Origin of the sequence: Microbacterium sp. T2.11-28 (genome assembly GCF_950097975.1) — a bacterium.
Lineage (GTDB): Bacteria > Actinomycetota > Actinomycetes > Actinomycetales > Microbacteriaceae > Microbacterium.
The window spans coordinates 91173-108175 of sequence record NZ_CATNHF010000001.1 but is presented as its reverse complement, the minus strand read 5'-3'; the positions used below and the strand labels follow the sequence as shown (position 1 = coordinate 108175).

The following is a 17003-nucleotide window of genomic DNA, read 5'->3' as shown; positions in this document are numbered from 1 at the left end:
GGTCAGCCGGAGACGGCGGCTGCCAGCCGCTCGATCGCCGCGACGGTGAGGTCGATGTCGGCCTCCGTCGTCGCCCAGGACGACATGGAGCAGCGGATCACCGCGCGCCCGCGCCACTGCGCACCGGTCAGCGCGGCCGTGCCGTCGGCGAGGATCGCCGCGCCGAGCCGGCGGGTGGCCTCGTCGTCGGCCAGGCGGAACATCACCTGCGTGTAGTCGACGTCGCCGATCACCTCCGCACCCGGGATCCCCCGGAGCGCGGCGGCGAACCGCCGGGCGTTGTCGTGCAGCCGCTCGACGAGACCGGCCACCCCGCGCCGTCCGAGGCTGCGCAGCGCCGCCCACGCCGGGACCCCGCGCCCGCGCCGCGACAGCTCCGGACCGACGTCCCACGGGTCCAGGCTGGCGTACATCAGATAGTCGCCGCCGGTGCGGAACATCGCGATCGCATCCGCCGGGTCGCGCACGATGGCCATGCCGCAGTCGTAGGGCACGTTGAGCGTCTTGTGCGCGTCGGTCGTCCACGAATCCGCCGCGCCCACGCCCGCCGTCAGATGCTCCAGTCGCGGCGAGGCGGCCGCCCACAGCCCGAACGCGCCGTCGACGTGGACCCACGCCCCGGCGCGCCGGGCGGCGGGGATCAGCTCGGCGAACGGATCGAACGCCCCGGTGTGGACCTCTCCCGCCTGCAGGCACACGACGGTCGGCGCCCCGTCCCCTTCCGCGAGAGCAGCCGCGAGACCGTCCGGCCGCATCCGTCCCTGTTCGTCGGCGGGCACGACCACGAGCTCCTCGGACCCGATCCCGCACATCCGCGCCGCTCGGTCGATCGAGCCGTGGCGGTCGGCGCCGACGATGAGCCGGATCTCGGGCGCGCCGCGCAGCCCCCGCACCGTCGCGTCCCAGCCGACCCGCCGGAGGACGGCGTGCTGCGCGGTGGCGAGACAGACGACGTTCGACACCTGGGCGCCGGTCACGAATCCGACGGCGGACTCCGGGGGAAGGCCGAGCAGATCGCAGATCCACCCGCCCGCGACGCGCTCGAGCGCCACCGTGGCCGTGGTCATGGTGCTCGATCCGGAGTTCTGGTCCCAGGTCGACACCAGCCAGTCGGCAGCGAGGGCCGCCGGCAGCGTCCCGCCGATGACGAAGCCGAAGAACCTGCCGCCCGGGATCGCGACGAGACCCGGATCCGCCCGCTCCGCCAACTCCGCGACCACCTGATCGGCGTCGATGCCGTCCGGCTGCAGCGGACCGCCGAACACCTCCTCCATCTGCTCGAGCGTCGCCCGCGGCCACACCGGACGATCGTCCAGCGTCGCCAGGAACCTCGACGCCGCCCGATGGGCGGTGCGCAGTGCGCGTTCTCGTTCGTCCATGCCTGGAAGTGTCCTCGCCGCGGCTCGCTGATACAACGGGAGCGGCCGGCCGGCCGCGGACCGCACGGGGCGTCGCGGCGTCCCCGTAGACTTGTGGGCATGTCCGGCCACTCCAAGTGGGCGACGACCAAGCACAAGAAGGCGGTCATCGACGCCCGACGTGCCAAGTCGTTCGCCAAGCTCATCAAGAACATCGAAGTCGCCGCCAAGCTCGGCGGCGCCGACCTCGCGGGCAACCCGACGCTCTACGACGCCGTCCAGAAGGCCAAGAAGACCTCGGTGCCCAACGACAACATCGACCGCGCCATCAAGCGCGGCGCCGGCATCGGCGGCGAGTCGGTCGAGTACACGACGATCATCTACGAGGCGTACGGTCCGAACGGGGTCGCGCTCATGGTGGAGTGCCTCACCGACAACAAGAACCGCGCCGCCGCCGAGGTGCGCACCGCGCTCTCGCGCAACGGCGGGACCCTCGCCGACCCCGGATCGGTCGCCTACAACTTCCACCGCAAGGGCGTGCTGGTCGTCTCGGGGGAGGGCGTCTCCGAGGACGACGTCATGCTGGCGGCACTGGAGGCCGGCGCCGAGGAGATCGAGCCGCACGCCCAGGGCTTCGAGGTCATCACCGACCCGTCCGACCTGGTCAGCGTGCGCACGGCGATCCAGGAGGCGGGACTGGACTACGAGTCCGCCGACGTGGAGTTCGTGCCCTCGCTCAAGGTCGAGATCGACGCCGACACCGCGCGCAAGATCTTCCGCCTCATCGACGCGCTCGAGGACAGCGACGACGTCCAGAACGTCTTCAGCAACTTCGACCTCCCCGCCGAGGTCCAGGCCGAGCTCGAGAGCGACGACTGACGCGCGGGCGCGCGGTCGGCACCGCGCGCCTGCCGGCGCCGGGCCCGTCGCCCGCGTAGCGTGACCCCGTGGCATCCGTCCTCCGCGTCCTCGGCATCGACCCCGGGCTCACCCGCTGCGGCGTGGGCATCGTCGACGTGCGCCCCGACCGCTCCGCCACGCTCGTGCACGTCGGCGTGGTGCGCAGCGAGCCGGACGCGCCGATACACGAGCGCCTCGCGGTCATCGCGGCCGGCCTCCGCGGCGTCGTCGACGCGCACGACCCGCACGTCGTCGCGGTGGAGCGGGTGTTCGCCCAGCAGAACCGGCAGACCGTGATGGGCACCGCCCAGGCCAGCGGCATCGCCCTCCTCATCGCCGGGGAGCGCGGCCTTCCCGCGGCGACCCACACGCCGTCCGAGGTCAAGGCCGCCATCACCGGCTACGGCTCCGCCGACAAGCGGCAGGTGCAGACGATGGTCGCGCGCGTCCTGCGCCTCGACGCCCTGCCGCAGCCCGCCGACGCCGCCGACGCCCTCGCCATCGCCCTCTGCCATGCGTGGCGACGAGGCCCGCAGACCGCGGCATCCGGAGCGCTCACCCCCGCGCAGCGCGCCTGGGCCGACGCGGAGCGGCTCGCGCGCCGCTGACAGCGTGTCGCTCGAACACATGTACGAACGCGGGCGTAGGCTCGTGGCATGATCTCCTCGCTGCGCGGCCGTGTGCTGCACCTTGATGCCGAGAGCGTCGTGATCGACGTCGGGGGTGTGGGGTTCTCGGTGGCCGTGACGCCCCAGCTCGCGCGGGACTTCCACGTCGGCGACGAGATCGTCCTGCACACGACGCTGATCGTGCGCGAGGACGCCCTGTCGCTCTACGGCTTCCGGGAGCGCGAGGAGCTCGTGGTCTTCGGACAGCTCCTGGGCGTGTCCGGCGTCGGCCCGAAGTCCGCGCTCGGGGTGCTGGCGTCGCTCACCGTCGGCCAGATCGCCACCGCGGTCGCGGAGGAGGACGACGCGCCGTTCCGCCGCGTCTCCGGCATCGGCCCCAAGACCGCCAAGCTCATCGTCGTCCAGCTCGCGGGCAAGCTCGCCCACGTCCCGGCCACCGGCTCCGCTTTGGCCGCCGTGCCGGCGGTCGGCGGCCAGGTGGTCGCGGCGCTCATCGCTCTGGGCTGGAACGAGCGGGTGTCGACCGAGGCGGTGTCCGCCGTCGCCGCCGACGCCTCCGCCCAGGACGCCGCCTCGGTCCCGGCGCTGCTGAAGCTCGCACTCGCGCACCTCGGCCCGGCACGGGCGGAGCAGACACGTGGCTGACGCTCGCGATCCGGGAGTCGCCGAGGACGAATCCGAGCTCGCCGTCGAAGGCGCGCTGCGCCCCACCTCGCTGTCCGAGTTCGTCGGGCAGCAGAAGGTGCGCGGTCAGCTCCAGCTGCTGCTCGACGCCGCGCGCATCCAGCAGCGTCCGCCCGACCACATCCTGCTCTCCGGGCCGCCCGGGCTCGGCAAGACGACGCTCGCGATGATCGTCGCTCACGAGAGCGAGCGGCCGCTGCGCATGTCCAGCGGTCCGGCGATCCAGCACGCGGGCGACCTGGCGGCACTGCTGTCGAGTCTCGTCCCCGGCGAGGTGCTGTTCATCGACGAGATCCATCGCATGGCGCGCTCCGCCGAGGAGATGCTGTACCTGGCGATGGAGGACTTCCGCATCGACATCATGGTCGGCAAGGGCGCCGGCGCCACCAGCATCCCGCTCGATCTCGCGCCGTTCACGCTCGTCGGCGCGACGACGCGCTCGGGCCTGCTGCCCAATCCGCTGCGCGACCGGTTCGGGTTCACCGCCCACCTCGAGTACTACGAGGCCGAGGAGCTCGAGCAGGTGATCGCCCGCTCGGCGCGCATGCTCACCGTCGAGGTGCCGCCGGTGGCGCGCGCCGAGATCGCCCGCCGCTCACGGGGGACACCCCGCATCGCCAACCGCCTGCTGCGCCGGGTGCGCGACTACGTCATCGTCCACGGCGGCGACGAGCGCGGCGAGCACGGCGGGGGAGCCGCCTCGGAGCGTGACGTCGCCGCCGCACTGGAGCTCTACGACGTCGACGCGATCGGGCTGGACCGCCTGGACCGGGCCGTGCTCGACGCGGTCATCCGCCGATTCCGGGGCGGCCCGGTGGGCCTCAACACCCTCGCGGTGACCGTCGGCGAGGAGGCGGAGACGATCGAGTCGGTCGTCGAGCCCTATCTCGTGCGCATCGGCTTCCTCGGACGGACGCCGCGGGGGAGGGTCGCGACGCCCGAGGCGTACGCCCATCTGCGGGTGCCGCGCAGCGACGAGGCGCTGAGATTCGATGACCTATAATCACTGAAGGCTCTCGCCAGATCCCTTATCGGCCGCACGTCGCGGCTTGCCCGTCGTGAAAGGCGCCCTCTCTCCATGATCTTCGCAACGTCGCAGGACGCCCCGCAGCTCGACCCGGTCAGCTCGTTCTTCGCCCAGTACGGGATGCTGCTGCTCCTGCTGGCGCTCATCGTGTTCATGTTCTGGAGCTCGCGTCGCCGCGCCGCGCGCATGAAGGCCGAGCAGGAGAACAAGCAGCGGGCCATGGTGCCCGGCGTCAAGGTGCTCCTGCAGGGCGGCCTCTACGGCACGCTCGTCGAGTTCGACGCCGAGGACCTGTCGCGCCCGGCGATCATCGCGCTCGCCCCCGGCGTGGAGATCGAGGTGCACAGCCAGGCGATCATCCGCACGGTGGACCCCGAGGAGCCGGCCGAGGACGACGTCGCCGAGACCGAGGCGGACGCCGCGTACTCCGCCGACGCCGGCCAGAGCGCCGTCAGCCCCGCCGAGGCCGACACCGCCCCCGACGCGGACGACAAGCCCCGAGCCTGACCCGCCCGCGTCGTTCACGAGAAGGACTCCTCTGTGGCCGCTCCCACTCCCGTTCGCCATGCCTGGCGCGCCCTCATCGGGCTGCTGACCCTCACGGCGCTCCTCTTCGGCATCAACGCCCTCGGCGTCTTCGTCTTCACCGACGCCGAAGGCAATCCTGCGAGCTCGTGGGCTCCCGAGCTCGCCCTCGACCTGCAGGGCGGTACGCAGATCATCCTCGAGGCCAACACCCCCGACGGCAGCCAGCCGACGTCCGAGCAGATGGACCAGGCCGCCTCGATCATCCGTCAGCGCGTCGACGCCTCCGGCGTCGGCGAGGCGGACATCACCACGCAGGCCGGCAACCAGATCGTCGTCCAGGTGCCCGGTCAGGCCGACGAGGAGACCCGCAACCGCATCGAGGCATCCGCCCAGCTGCAGCTGCGCGCGGTCCTCTACACGGGATCTCCGGCGACCTCCTTCGTGGGTGAGGACGGCAATGAGACGCCGTACCCGTCGCCGGACCCGACGCTCAACGCCACGCCCACCGCCGCTCCGACCAACGGCAGCGACCCGAACTGGGTCACCGACGCGCTCTACGCGAAGTTCCTCGCCTACGACTGCTCCGACCCGGCGAACACCCCCGCGACGGAGCCGGCCGACCAGCCGCTCATCACCTGTGAAGCAGACGGGTCGGCGAAGTACATCCTCGGCCCGGTCGAGCTCGACGGCTCGTCGATCTCCGACGCCTCGAACGGACTGAACACCCAGAACAACCAGTGGGCGGTGAACATCGTCTTCGACGGCGAGGGCACCGAGACCTTCGGCAAGATCAGCCAGCGCCTCTACGGTGCGACGGCCCCGCTGAACCAGTTCGCGTTCGTCCTCGACGGCTCCGTGCTCTCGGCGCCCTCCATGAACGCGGTGATCCTCGACGGCAAGCCGCAGATCACGGGCAACTTCACGCAGGAGACCTCGAAGGTCCTCGCCGACCAGCTCAAGTACGGCGCCCTGCCGCTGAGCTTCGAGGTGCAGAGCTCCAACTCCATCTCGGCGACGCTCGGCTCGCAGCAGCTGCAGATCGGCCTCATCGCGGGCCTCATCGGCCTGATCCTCGTCGCGATCTACTCGCTCGTGGTCTACCGCGCGCTCGGCTTCGTCATCATCGCGTCGCTCGTCGTGATGGGCGTGCTGACCTACATCACGCTCTGCATCCTCGCCTGGCGCATGGGCTTCCGCCTGTCGCTGGCCGGTGTGGCCGGCCTGATCGTGACGATCGGCTTCACCGCCGACTCGTTCATCGTCTACTTCGAGCGCATCCGAGACGAGCTGCGCGACGGCAAGTCGATCACGAGCGCCGTCGAAGACGGCTGGGGCCGCGCCAAGCGCACGATCTACATCTCGAAGTCGATCAACATCCTGGCCGCCGTGGTCCTCTACATCCTGGCCGACGCGACCGTGAAGGGCTTCGCGTTCACCCTGGGCCTCACCACCCTGATCGACATCGGCATCTTCATCCTCTTCACCCACCCGGTGCTCCAGCTCCTGGCGCGCACGCGGTTCTTCGGCGGGGGCCACCCGCTGTCGGGCCTGGACCCCGAGGCGCTCGGTGCCGTCTACCGCGGTCGCGCGCAGTTCCGCGCCCCCGTCGAGACGGGCGGCCGCAGTGCCGCGCAGCGCCGCGCAGCGAAGTCGCGCGGCGAGGCGGAGCGCCGTCAGACCATCGCGGAGCGCAAGCTCGCCCAGGGCGCCGATACGCGCTCGACGACGGAGGGAGACGACTGATGCGCTCCATGAGTCAGCTCGGCAACGACCTCTACACCGGGAAGGTCTCCTTCCCGTTCGTCGGCCGTCGCCGCCTGTGGTTCATCATCGCCGCGGTGCTGGTGATCGGCGCGGCCCTCGTGCCCGTGTTCCGCCCGGTGCAGTTCTCCATCGAGTTCACCGGAGGATCGCAGTTCACCGTGAACGGGGTGTCCGCCCCCGACCAGACGCTCGCCACCGAGGCGGTGCAGTCGGTCGTTCCCGGAGCGACCACCAAGGTCACCACCATCGGCGACGATGCCGTGCGCGTCCAGACCGACCAGATGACCGACCCCGAGACCCGTGCGGTCACCACCGCGCTGGCCGAGATCTACGACGTCGCCGAGGACAGCGTCAGCTCGTCGTTCATCGGCCCGAGCTGGGGCCAGGACGTGACGCGCCAGTCGCTGTGGGGTCTCGCGATCTTCCTCGCGCTGACCTTCCTGATCCTCGCGATCTACTTCCGCACCTGGAAGATGTCCGTCGCCGCGATCATCGGCCTCGTCGACGTGCTCGTCATCACCGTGGGCGTCTACGCGGTGTTCGGGTTCGAGATCTCTCCCGCCGCCGTCATCGGCTTCCTGACGATCCTGTCGTACTCGCTGTACGACACCACGGTCGTCTTCGACAAGATCCGGGAGAACACCCACGAAGACGGCGAGAAGTCCGGCCGCACCTTCGGCGAGTCGGTGAACCTCGCGGTGAACCAGACGCTCATCCGATCGATCAACACGACTGTCGTCGCGGCCCTGCCCACCGGCGCGATCCTGTTCATCGGCGCCCTGTGGCTCGGAGCCCAGACGCTGACCGACATCTCGCTGTCGATCTTCGTGGGAACGATCGTCGCCGCGTACTCCACGCTGTTCGTCGCCGCGCCGCTCTTCTCGCTGCTGCGGGAGAACGAGCCCGAGATCAAGGCACGTGACGAGCGCGTGCTGGCGGCGCGCGAGAAGGCCGTGACGGCGGCCTGACCGGGCCTCCGACGGGCGTAGGATTGACAGATTCTGACACGGCGGAGGTGACCTGATGACCGACACCGTGCCCTCGTCGGCCCAGAACCCTCCCGCCGGGCCGCCGCCCAGTTCGCTGCGGCGCCTGGTGCCGCGCCTGTTCTCCCGGGCGCCTTCCCGCAACGGCGTCGAGCAGCTCATCCGGACGGTCCGCACGCACCATCCCAAGGGCGACATCGCGATCATCGAGCGCGCCTATCAGGTGGCCGAGCGGGCCCACGCGGCGCAGAAGCGGCAGAGCGGCGAGCCCTACATCACGCACCCGCTCGCGGTCGCGCAGATCCTCGCCGAACTCGGGCTGGGACCTCGGGCCATCGCCGCCGCGCTGCTCCACGACACGGTGGAGGACACCGACTACAGCCTGGATCAGCTGCGCACGGAGTTCGGCGACGAGGTCGCGATGCTGGTGGACGGCGTCACCAAGCTCGACAAGGTCAAGTACGGCGACGCCGCGCAGTCCGAGACGGTCCGCAAGATGATCGTCGCGATGTCCAAGGACATCCGGGTGCTGCTGATCAAGCTGGCGGACCGGCTCCACAACGCGCGCACCTGGGGCTTCGTACCGCCGGAGAAGGCGGCCAAGAAGGCGACGGAGACCCTCGAGATCTACGCGCCGCTCGCGCATCGCCTCGGCATCCAGGCGATCAAGAGCGAGCTCGAGGATCTCTCGTTCGCCGTCCTGCACCCCAAGCTCTACGTCGAGATCGACAGCCTGGTCAAGCAGCGCACACCGCAGCGCGAGCAGTACGTGCAGACCGTCATCGACGCGGTCGAGTCGGATCTGCGCGACCTCCGCATCCGCGGCCGCATCATGGGGCGCCCCAAGCAGCTCTACTCCGTCTACCAGAAGATGGTGGTGCGCGGCCGCGAGTTCGACGACATCTACGACCTCATCGGCATCCGCGTGCTCGTCAACACCGTCCGCGACTGCTACGCGGTCCTCGGGGCGATCCATGCGCGGTGGACGCCGCTGCCCGGCCGCTTCAAGGACTACATCGCCACGCCCAAGTTCAACCTGTACCAGTCGCTGCACACGACCGTGATCGGCCCGGGGGGTCGCACGGTCGAGATCCAGATCCGTACCAACGAGATGCACCAGCAGGCGGAGTACGGCGTCGCCGCGCACTGGAAGTACAAGGAGCGGATGAGCGGCGGGAAGACCGACGAGAAGTCGGTCGACACGGACATGGCGTGGCTGGCACACATCTCCGACTGGCAGGCCGAGACGGCCGACCCGGGTGAGTTCCTCGATTCGCTGCGCTTCGAGATCGGCGCGAAGGAGGTGTACGTCTTCACGCCGAAGGGGCGCGTGATCGGCCTCCCCGCCGGCGGCACCCCGGTCGACTTCGCCTACGCGGTCCACACCGAGGTCGGTCATCGCACGATGGGCGCGAAGGTCAACGGTCGCCTGGTGCCCCTCGAATCGGAGCTGAACTCGGGCGACGTCGTCGAGGTCTTCACCTCGAAGAACCCTGATGCCGGGCCGAGCCAGGACTGGCTCGGATTCGTGAAGTCCACACGCGCGCGCAGCAAGATCCGCGGCTGGTTCACCAAGGAGCGTCGCGAAGAGGCGGTCGACCAGGGGAAGGATGCGATCGCGCGTGCGATGCGCCGGCAGAACCTGCCGCTGCAGCGCCTGATGAGTCAGGACTCGTTCACCGAGGTCGCCCACCAGCTGCGCTACGAGGACGTCACCGCGCTGTATGCAGCGGTCGGCGAGGGGCACGTCTCCACACAGTCCGTCATCGAGAAGGTCACCGCCCTCGTCAGCACGCAGGAGGACACCTCGACGGGTCCGATCGACCTGCCGGCGGTCGGGCGATCGCGCGCACCGCGCGGCGGCGACTCTGGCGTGCTCGTGCGCGGCGCGCCGGACATCCTGGTGAAGCTCGCCAAGTGCTGCACGCCCGTGCCCGGCGACGACATCGTGGGCTTCGTCACCCGCGGCAGCGGGGTCTCGGTGCACCGCAGCGACTGCACGAACGTGAAGTCGCTCAAGGACGATCCGGACCGCATGATCGAGGTCTCGTGGGCGCCGACCACGAAGAGCGTCTTCCTGGTGCACATCCAGGTCGAGGCGCTCGACCGGTCGGGGCTGCTCAGCGACATCACCCGTGTGCTCAGCGAACACCACGTGAACATCCTCTCGGCCTCGGTCCAGACCAACAACGACCGGCTGGCGCTCAGCCGCTACGTGTTCGAGATGGGCGACATCGTCCACCTCGACCGGGTGCTCAACGCGGTGCGCCGCATCGACGCCGTGTACGACGTCTACCGGGTCACGTCGTCCTGACCGGAGGCGTGCGCTCGCGCTCGAGCCGATCGAGGTACGCACGCGCCGGACGCTTGAACTGCACGGGGCCGGCCGCCGACAGCCACGCCCGGGTCTCGACCAGCAGCTGCGGGCGCCATGCGAGCAGCGCGCGCACGATCCCGTCGTCGCCGTCCTCCCGCAGCACCCGGTCGCGCAGGAGGTCGGCGAACGTGCGCACCGGCGTGCTCACCACGACGCCCGCGATCAGCACCCCGTCGGCGACCGGCAGCCTCACATCGCGGTAGCGCAGCCGGCGATCGGTGACGTGGTGCGGCCGCGCGGCCACGCAGCGCTGCACGCAGTGCCGGCGGGGAGGCTCGGGGATGGCGCCGTGCACCCAGGCGGCCGACTCGTGGGTGAGCGCCAGCCGCGCGCCCACCAGCGCACGGAGCGACCCGGCGCGCAGCTCCCGGGTCTCCACGGCGTCGGCCGGCATGAACGCCTCGCCGATCTCGACCAGGTCTCCGTCCAGGCGCGCCGAGCGCAGCTCCGCATCGGACAGCGCGTCGCCCGGGTAGTACAGGAACGGCCAGGTCATCCCACGCACTCTGCCGCACGACGACACACCTCACGCACGACCGGGCGTCGCCCTGTGGACAACGCCCGGTCGAGGAGCGTGGGGGAGGAGGGGGCCGGTCAGCCGCCGAGAGCGGTGAGCCACGCCTTGCGGGCGGCCAGCGCCTCCTCGGCCTTGGCGATCTTGGCCTTGTCCTTCGTGGCGACCGCGGCGGCCACCTCGTCCTCGAGCTTGGCGATCGCGTCGCGCAGCTGCTGCGTCATGTCGTTCTGGCGCGCCTTGGTCTCGGGGTTGTTGCTCTTCCAGTCCGAGTCCTCGCGGGCCTTCACGGCCTGCTCGATCTTGCGCAGGTCGTCGTCGAGCGCCCGCTCCGCCTCGCGCGGGAAGACGCGGCCGATGTCGTCCCAGCGTCGCTGGATGCCGGTGAGGAGCGACCGCGCCTTAGCGGTGTCCTTCTCCTTGGGCACCGCCGCCGCCTCCTGCAGAAGCGCCTTCTTGGCGGCGATCTTCTCCTTGGAGGCCTCGGCGTCGGCCTGCTCGCGATCGGCACGCGCGCCGTACAGAGCGTCTCCGGCCGCCTTGAAGCGCGCCCACAGGGCGTCGTCGGCCTTCTTGCCGGCACGACCGGCCGACTTCCACTGGTCGAGCAGAGCGCGATAAGCGGCGATGCCGTCCTCGCCCTTGCTGGCCAGCGCCTCGGCGCGCTCGACGAGCGCCGCCTTCGCGTCGCGGGCGGACTTGTGCGACTCGTCGAGGCCGGCGTAGAACTCGCGGCGGTGCTTGTCGAACACCGCGCGTGCGTCGCGGAAGCGCTTCCAGAGCTGCTGGCCGATGTTCTTGGGCAGGCGGGGGCCGGTGGCCTGGTGCGCCTGCCAGCGCTCGAACAGCGCGGTGACCTCGGCGGAGGTCTGCTTCCACTGGATGGACTTGGGGTCGCGTGCGGCGATCTCCTCGATCTGCACCACGAGAGTCGTGCGCTCGGCGATCGCCGCGTCGACGGCCTGGCGGTGCGCGGCCGCCTCCTCGGCGGAGGCCTCGCTGAGCGCCTCGTCGAGAGCATCCAGGCGGGCCTCCAGCGACGCGATGTCGCCGACGGCCGCGGCTCCGGTGACGCGCTCGCGGACGGTCTTCACCGTGCTGCGCAGGTCTGCGGCCGACGCGCCGCCGCCGCGGTGCCGCGCCTCGATGAGAGCCACCTCGCTGGCGAGATCGGCGAACTTGCGCTCGAAGTACGCCAGCGCCTCGGCCGGGGTGCCGTCCGGATACTGACCGACGACCCGCCACTGGTCGCCCTCGCGCACCGAGACGGTGCCGTCCTCATCGACCCGACCCCACTCGCCGCTGGAGACCGACTCCGTCGGCGCGGCGACGGCCGCGGGAGCGCTCGGACGAGGGGCACGCGGCAGGGGCGCGACCGGACGCGGAAGCGGGCGGGGAACCGGCGCGGGGGCCGGCTTCGCCTCGTCGGCAGCAGGCTCCTCGGCGGCAGCAGGCTCCTCCGCGGCAGCGGGCTCCTCCGCAGCAGCAGGCTCCTCGGCGGCAGCAGGCTCCTCGACGGCGGGCTCCTGGTCGGGAGCGGCGTCGGCCGCGGGCGCGGCCTCGTCGGCAGCGGGCTGATCCGACGTCTCAGCGGCGACCGCGTCGTCGGCAGCTGGGCTCGACTCCTCGGGAGCGGGCTCGGTCGTTGCGGATTCTTCGGGAACGGAAGTCACGGGTAGCACCTCGTCGCGGCCAGGCCTGTCTGCGGAGACAGGCCGCCTGGGGGTTCGGTCGGCTGCCAGCCTATACGGCGGCGGTCACGGCGTGGGAGTGGATGACGGCGTCGCCGTCGGGCTCGGGGTCGGCGTCGGGGTCGCCGTGGGTGTGGGAGTCGTGCTGGCGGTGGGGCTGGGCGCCGGAGCGGGCTGGCCGGGACCGAGCGTGTAGTACGCGATCTGGCCGCCGACGACGGCGAGGATCAGCGCACCGCCGGCCACACCGGCCACGACGTTGTCGCGACGACGACGACGCGCCACGCCGTCCTGGAACTCCTGGCGTGCCCGGTAGAGCCGGGCGCGCTCGCGCGCCTCCCGCGCCTCGCGCGCGCTCTTCTTGCCTGCGCCGGACCTGCTCGCACCGGTTGCCACGGGACCTCCCTCGATTCCCGGACATCCGGGCGCTGGAAAGCCTACGTGCCCGCGCGCACGGGCCACAAACGCGCCCGGGCGTCGGTGGCCGCGGCTAGCCTGGTCGGGTGACCAGCCCCGCCGCCCTCTTCCAGGGGCAGACCCCTCTCGCCGTGCGCATGCGGCCCGTCTCGCTCGACGAGGTGGCGGGTCAGGGGCACCTGCTGCGTCCCGGCTCGCCCCTGGTCGCGCTGGCCGACCCCGATGCGAGCACGCGGACGGTCTCGGTCATCCTGTGGGGACCTCCGGGCACGGGCAAGACCACCTTGGCCCAGGCGATCGCCCGCACCTCGGGAAGGCGGTTCGTCGAGCTGTCGGCGGTGACCGCCGGCGTGCGCGACGTCCGCGAGGTCATGCAGGAGGCGATGACCCAGCGCGACCTCTACGGCGCCTCGACGATCCTCTTCCTCGATGAGATCCACCGCTTCACCAAGGCGCAGCAGGACGCACTGCTCCCGGGCGTCGAGAACGGCTGGGTCATCCTGATCGCGGCCACCACCGAGAATCCTTCGTTCTCGGTCATCTCGCCCCTGCTGTCGCGTTCGCTGCTGCTCACCCTGCAGCCGCTCACGGACGACGACCTGGGATCCCTCATCGACCGCGCCGTCGCCGACCCGCGCGGGCTGGACGGCGCCGTCGCCCTCACCCCCGAAGCCCGCGCCGCACTCGTGCAGCTGGCGTCGGGCGACGCGCGACGCGCCCTGACCTCTCTCGAGGCGGCGGCGTCGATGGTCGGCGAGTCGGACGACGAGGTCCCCGCGATCACCGCCGAGCAGGTCGCGCAGGCAGTCGATCGCGCCCTGCTGCGCTATGACAAGCAGGGCGACGAGCACTACGACGTCATCAGCGCGTTCATCAAGTCGATCCGAGGCTCCGACGTCGACGCCGCCATGCACTACCTCGCCCGCATGATCGAGGCGGGCGAGGACGCGCGGTTCATCGCGCGACGGCTCGTGATCTCCGCGGCCGAGGACATCGGGCTGGCCGATCCCCAGGCGCTCCAGATCGCCGTCGCCGCCGCCGACGCCGTCGCGTTCATCGGCATGCCCGAGGGACGCATCCCGCTGGCCGAGGCCACCGCGTACCTCGCCACGACCGCCAAGTCCAATGCCGCCTACACGGCTATCGACGCGGCCATCGCCGACGTCCGCCGCGGCGGTTTCGGCAGGGTGCCCCCGCACCTGCGCGACGCGCACTACCCGGGCGCCAAGCGTCTCGGCCACGGCAAGGGCTATGTGTATCCCCACGATCTCGACGTGGGCGTCGCCAGCCAGCAGTACCTGCCGGACGAGCTGCGCGGCCGCACCTACTACTCGCCCACCGGGCGCGGCGTGGAGCGGGACATCGCCGCGCGCCTCGAGAAGATCCGGAAGATCCTCGGCGACGGCGGGACGGGCGGGCGATGACCGACGACGAGAACGCGATGCTCACCTGGGTGAAGCTCGGCACCGCCTCCATGTACCGGGGGTACGTGGGCGTGCGGCGCGATCACTACCGCCTGCCGGACGGCAGCGAGAGCGGCTGGGACGTGCTGGAGATCGGCGACACGGTGTCGGTGATCGCCTTCACCGACGACGATCGCGTCGTGCTCTTCGACCAGTACCGGGTCGGTCCCGAGCGGGTCCTGGGAGAGCTTCCGGGCGGACTCATCGACCCGGGTGAGGACCCGGTCACCGCGGGCATCCGAGAGCTGCAGGAGGAGACCGGATACCGCGCCGGCACGGTGCATCACGCCGGCGCCGAGTGGGCGGCCGCGAACTCCCGCCGCCGCAAGAACATCCTCGTCGCGGCGCAGTGCGTGCGCGTCGCGGATCCGATGTGGGGCGAGGGCGAGAGCGGCCGGGTGCACACGATCCCCGCCGACGCGCTCCTGGCGCACCTGCTCTCCGGGGAGCTCAGCGACGCCGGCGCCGCGCTGCGGGGGCTGCACGCGTTCGTGCGGGCGGGCGAGCTGCCGGAGCCGCTCGGAGGCCTGCAGCGCCGCGTGGCGGGACTGCTGGCGCCGTGACCGAGCACGACGCCGAGGCGCTCTTCGCGCGCGCCAGCGACCTCGACGCGGCGGGCGACGAGCGGGCGGCGGTGCCTCTCTACCGCGACGCCCTGGCCGCGGGCCTGGCGGGGGAGTCGCGCGTGCAGGCGGTGATCCAGCTGGCGAGTTCGCTCCGAGTGCTCGGCGACGCCTCGGGGGCGATCGCGATCCTGCGCACGGTCCCCGACGACGACCCTCTCGCGGCGGCGGCCCGCGCGTTCCTGGCTCTCGCCCTCTTCGACGACGAGAAGCCCGCAGCGGCGCTGCGCACCGCGCTCGAGGCGCTGACCCCCACCCTGCCCGCCTACCGGCGGTCGCTCGACGCCTACGCCGCCGAGCTCGCCGCACCGGCCCGGGTGCGGGCGATCGCCGTGGGACTCGTGGTCGAGGACGGCTGGATCCTCGCCGAGGAGTACGCACCGAACGGCCGTCATGAGGGGTTCCTCCGCGCGCCCGGCGGCGGCATCGAGTTCGGCGAGTCGGCGGCGACAGCCCTGCGGCGCGAGTTCGCCGAGGAGCTCGACGCCACGGTCGATGCTGCTCAGCTGCTCGGCGTGACGGAGAACATCTTCGCTGCGCACGGCAAGCGCGGTCACGAGATCGTGCACGTGTTCTCGGTGCGCTCCCGGGACCTGTCGGCGCTGCCGCGCGGAGACCGCCTGCCCGTCCGGGACAGCGACACCTCCGCCGGGTGGTACCGCCTCGACGACCTCGATCGGGGCGTGCGGACGTTCCATCCGCCCGGTGCGCTCGACCTGCTGCAGCGTTCTGGTCTGGACCTGCTGCAGCGCCCTGGCGGAGCCGCGACCCCGCTCTGATAGACTTGACCGGCTCGAAACCGTGTTTTCGGGCATCTCCCTCTTCTGATCGAGACCTTCTGGCGTGCCCCGGCGTGCAGTCCAGGACGGGCGAAGAGCGGGGGATACGTCCGTGAGTCGTGAAGTGCACGGCCACGTCAGGAAGGAACACTTCGTGGCTACGAAGTCCCAGGACCGCCGCAAGGTCCGTCTCTCGCGCGCGCTCGGCGTCGCGCTGACCCCGAAGGCCGCCCGCTACCTCGAGAAGCGTCCCTACGCTCCGGGCGAGCACGGCCGCACCAAGCGCAAGGCCGACAGCGACTACGCCGTCCGTCTGCGCGAGAAGCAGCGTCTGCGCGAGCAGTACGGCATCCGCGAGAAGCAGATGCGCAACACCTTCAACGAGGCCCGCCGCCAGGACGGCCTGACCGGTGAGAACCTCGTCGAGCTGCTCGAGATGCGTCTGGACGCCCTCGTCGTGCGCTCGGGCTTCGCCCGCACCACGGCGCAGGCCCGTCAGCTCGTCGTGCACCGCCACATCCTCGTCGACGGCCAGCTCGTCGACCGCCCGTCGTTCCGCGTGAAGCCGGGCCAGCTCATCCACGTCAAGGCCAAGAGCGAGGGCCTCGAGCCCTTCCAGGTCGCAGCCGCCGGCGGTCACGCCGAGGTCCTGCCGCCGGTCCCGGCCTACCTCGAGGTCGAGCTCGACAAGCTGCAGGCCCGTCTGGTGCGCCGCCCGAAGCGCGCCGAGGTCCCCGTGACCGGTGACGTGCAGCTCGTCGTCGAGTACTACGCCGCGCGCTGAGCGGGGCGTAGTTCCGCCGCGCAGCGGCAGAGAGCACAGCTGCGCCGCGCGCTGAGCGCGTTTCGTCTCGCACGGAGGGCGCCGGGGATACCACCCCGGCGCCCTCCGTCATTTGCACCTAACATGGAACGCATGAAGAACGCGCTGTGGTTCGTGCTGGGCATCGCCGGCGGTTTCATCGCCGCCCACCTGGTCAACAAGGACCCGCGCGGGCACGAGGTCCTCGCCGAGGTCGACGCGCGCATCTCCGAGTTCACCGACCGCATCGGCGACGCGTACCGCGCGCAGGAGGCCAAGATCGAGGGACTCGTCGCGGATGCGAAGTCCGCCGCGGGAGACGCGCTCGACACGGCCCGCGACGCCGTCGCCGACGCCGCGCACGCGGTGGCCGACTCCGCCGAAGACGGCGCCGCCCGCCTCTCCGACTGACACCCCGATCGTCGCTCCCGGCCCCGGCCGGGCGCACACCCCTGCACTCC

17 protein-coding genes are annotated in these 17003 nt (G+C 71.4%); 13 read left to right on the top strand and 4 right to left on the bottom strand.

What is annotated here, in order from left to right; translation table 11 throughout:
- Positions 1–2 precede the first annotated feature (2 nt).
- Positions 3–1379 (bottom strand): aminotransferase class V-fold PLP-dependent enzyme, encoded by a 1377-nt coding sequence (locus tag QQZ13_RS00515; protein ID WP_284527180.1) that lies wholly within the window; start codon positions 1377–1379, stop codon positions 3–5.
- Between the two features lie 99 nt (positions 1380–1478).
- Between QQZ13_RS00515 and QQZ13_RS00510 the strand changes: the two genes are divergently transcribed.
- The 8 genes from QQZ13_RS00510 to QQZ13_RS00475 all read left to right on the top strand — a co-directional run bounded on the left by QQZ13_RS00510 (position 1479) and on the right by QQZ13_RS00475 (position 10190).
- Complete coding sequence (locus QQZ13_RS00510; RefSeq protein ID WP_284527179.1) at positions 1479–2237, top strand: YebC/PmpR family DNA-binding transcriptional regulator; 759 nt, start codon at positions 1479–1481, stop codon at positions 2235–2237.
- A gap of 68 nt (positions 2238–2305) precedes the next feature.
- On the top strand, positions 2306–2866 hold the full coding sequence (ruvC, locus tag QQZ13_RS00505; RefSeq protein ID WP_284527178.1) for a crossover junction endodeoxyribonuclease RuvC: 561 nt from the start codon (positions 2306–2308) through the stop codon (positions 2864–2866).
- Between the two features lie 48 nt (positions 2867–2914).
- Complete coding sequence (ruvA, locus tag QQZ13_RS00500) at positions 2915–3532, top strand: Holliday junction branch migration protein RuvA (protein ID WP_284527177.1); 618 nt, start codon at positions 2915–2917, stop codon at positions 3530–3532.
- Positions 3525–4574, top strand: coding sequence for a Holliday junction branch migration DNA helicase RuvB (ruvB, locus tag QQZ13_RS00495; RefSeq protein WP_284527176.1), 1050 nt, complete (start codon positions 3525–3527; stop codon positions 4572–4574). The genes ruvA and ruvB overlap by 8 nt, the downstream gene beginning before the upstream one ends.
- Positions 4575–4649: 75 nt before the next feature.
- Positions 4650–5105 carry a preprotein translocase subunit YajC gene (yajC, locus tag QQZ13_RS00490; protein WP_284527175.1) on the top strand — a complete coding sequence of 152 codons (456 nt, stop codon included), beginning with the start codon at positions 4650–4652 and terminating at the stop codon, positions 5103–5105.
- Positions 5106–5138: 33 nt separating this feature from the next.
- A complete protein-coding gene (gene secD / locus QQZ13_RS00485) occupies positions 5139–6869 on the top strand; it encodes a protein translocase subunit SecD (RefSeq protein ID WP_284527174.1) in 1731 nt (576 codons plus the stop codon).
- Positions 6869–7858 (top strand): protein translocase subunit SecF, encoded by a 990-nt coding sequence (gene secF / locus QQZ13_RS00480; protein WP_284527173.1) that lies wholly within the window; start codon positions 6869–6871, stop codon positions 7856–7858. Before secD ends, secF begins: the two co-directional genes overlap by 1 nt.
- A 55-nt stretch (positions 7859–7913) precedes the next feature.
- Positions 7914–10190 carry a bifunctional (p)ppGpp synthetase/guanosine-3',5'-bis(diphosphate) 3'-pyrophosphohydrolase gene (locus QQZ13_RS00475; RefSeq protein ID WP_284527172.1) on the top strand — a complete coding sequence of 759 codons (2277 nt, stop codon included), beginning with the start codon at positions 7914–7916 and terminating at the stop codon, positions 10188–10190.
- On the opposite strand, the gene QQZ13_RS00470 is transcribed toward QQZ13_RS00475, so the two are convergent.
- The 3 genes from QQZ13_RS00470 to QQZ13_RS00460 all read right to left on the bottom strand — a co-directional run bounded on the left by QQZ13_RS00470 (position 10177) and on the right by QQZ13_RS00460 (position 12854).
- Positions 10177–10749 carry an SAM-dependent methyltransferase gene (locus tag QQZ13_RS00470; protein WP_284527171.1) on the bottom strand — a complete coding sequence of 191 codons (573 nt, stop codon included), beginning with the start codon at positions 10747–10749 and terminating at the stop codon, positions 10177–10179. The two genes, QQZ13_RS00475 and QQZ13_RS00470, sit on opposite strands and share 14 nt — an antisense overlap.
- A 98-nt stretch (positions 10750–10847) precedes the next feature.
- Positions 10848–12029 (bottom strand): DUF349 domain-containing protein, encoded by a 1182-nt coding sequence (locus QQZ13_RS00465; protein ID WP_284527998.1) that lies wholly within the window; start codon positions 12027–12029, stop codon positions 10848–10850.
- Positions 12030–12524: 495 nt separating this feature from the next.
- Entirely contained in the window at positions 12525–12854 is a 330-nt protein-coding gene (locus tag QQZ13_RS00460) for a dioxygenase (protein ID WP_284527170.1), read from the bottom strand.
- A gap of 107 nt (positions 12855–12961) precedes the next feature.
- Between QQZ13_RS00460 and QQZ13_RS00455 the strand changes: the two genes are divergently transcribed.
- From QQZ13_RS00455 to QQZ13_RS00435, 5 genes are all read left to right on the top strand, one after another.
- Positions 12962–14299, top strand: coding sequence for a replication-associated recombination protein A (locus QQZ13_RS00455; RefSeq protein ID WP_284527169.1), 1338 nt, complete (start codon positions 12962–12964; stop codon positions 14297–14299).
- Positions 14296–14901, top strand: coding sequence for an NUDIX hydrolase (locus QQZ13_RS00450; RefSeq protein ID WP_284527168.1), 606 nt, complete (start codon positions 14296–14298; stop codon positions 14899–14901). Before QQZ13_RS00455 ends, QQZ13_RS00450 begins: the two co-directional genes overlap by 4 nt.
- Positions 14898–15740, top strand: a complete 843-nt coding sequence (locus QQZ13_RS00445; protein WP_284527167.1) for a tetratricopeptide repeat protein — start codon at positions 14898–14900, stop codon at positions 15738–15740. The genes QQZ13_RS00450 and QQZ13_RS00445 overlap by 4 nt, the downstream gene beginning before the upstream one ends.
- Positions 15741–15894: 154 nt before the next feature.
- Positions 15895–16524: a 30S ribosomal protein S4 gene (rpsD, locus tag QQZ13_RS00440; RefSeq protein WP_144807814.1), complete on the top strand. Its 630-nt coding sequence runs from the start codon at positions 15895–15897 to the stop codon at positions 16522–16524.
- Positions 16525–16656: 132 nt separating this feature from the next.
- Entirely contained in the window at positions 16657–16953 is a 297-nt protein-coding gene (locus tag QQZ13_RS00435; RefSeq protein WP_284527166.1) for an ATPase, read from the top strand.
- Positions 16954–17003 lie beyond the last annotated feature (50 nt).

Coding starts and splice junctions, on each gene's coding strand:
- QQZ13_RS00515 (WP_284527180.1), bottom strand. CDS start 1,379: ATGGACGAACGAGAACGCGCACTGCGCACCGCCCATCGGGCGGCGTCG.
- QQZ13_RS00510 (WP_284527179.1), top strand. CDS start 1,479: ATGTCCGGCCACTCCAAGTGGGCGACGACCAAGCACAAGAAGGCGGTC.
- ruvA (WP_284527177.1), top strand. CDS start 2,915: ATGATCTCCTCGCTGCGCGGCCGTGTGCTGCACCTTGATGCCGAGAGC.
- yajC (WP_284527175.1), top strand. CDS start 4,650: ATGATCTTCGCAACGTCGCAGGACGCCCCGCAGCTCGACCCGGTCAGC.
- secF (WP_284527173.1), top strand. CDS start 6,869: ATGCGCTCCATGAGTCAGCTCGGCAACGACCTCTACACCGGGAAGGTC.
- QQZ13_RS00475 (WP_284527172.1), top strand. CDS start 7,914: ATGACCGACACCGTGCCCTCGTCGGCCCAGAACCCTCCCGCCGGGCCG.
- QQZ13_RS00470 (WP_284527171.1), bottom strand. CDS start 10,749: ATGACCTGGCCGTTCCTGTACTACCCGGGCGACGCGCTGTCCGATGCG.
- QQZ13_RS00450 (WP_284527168.1), top strand. CDS start 14,296: ATGACCGACGACGAGAACGCGATGCTCACCTGGGTGAAGCTCGGCACC.
- QQZ13_RS00435 (WP_284527166.1), top strand. CDS start 16,657: ATGAAGAACGCGCTGTGGTTCGTGCTGGGCATCGCCGGCGGTTTCATC.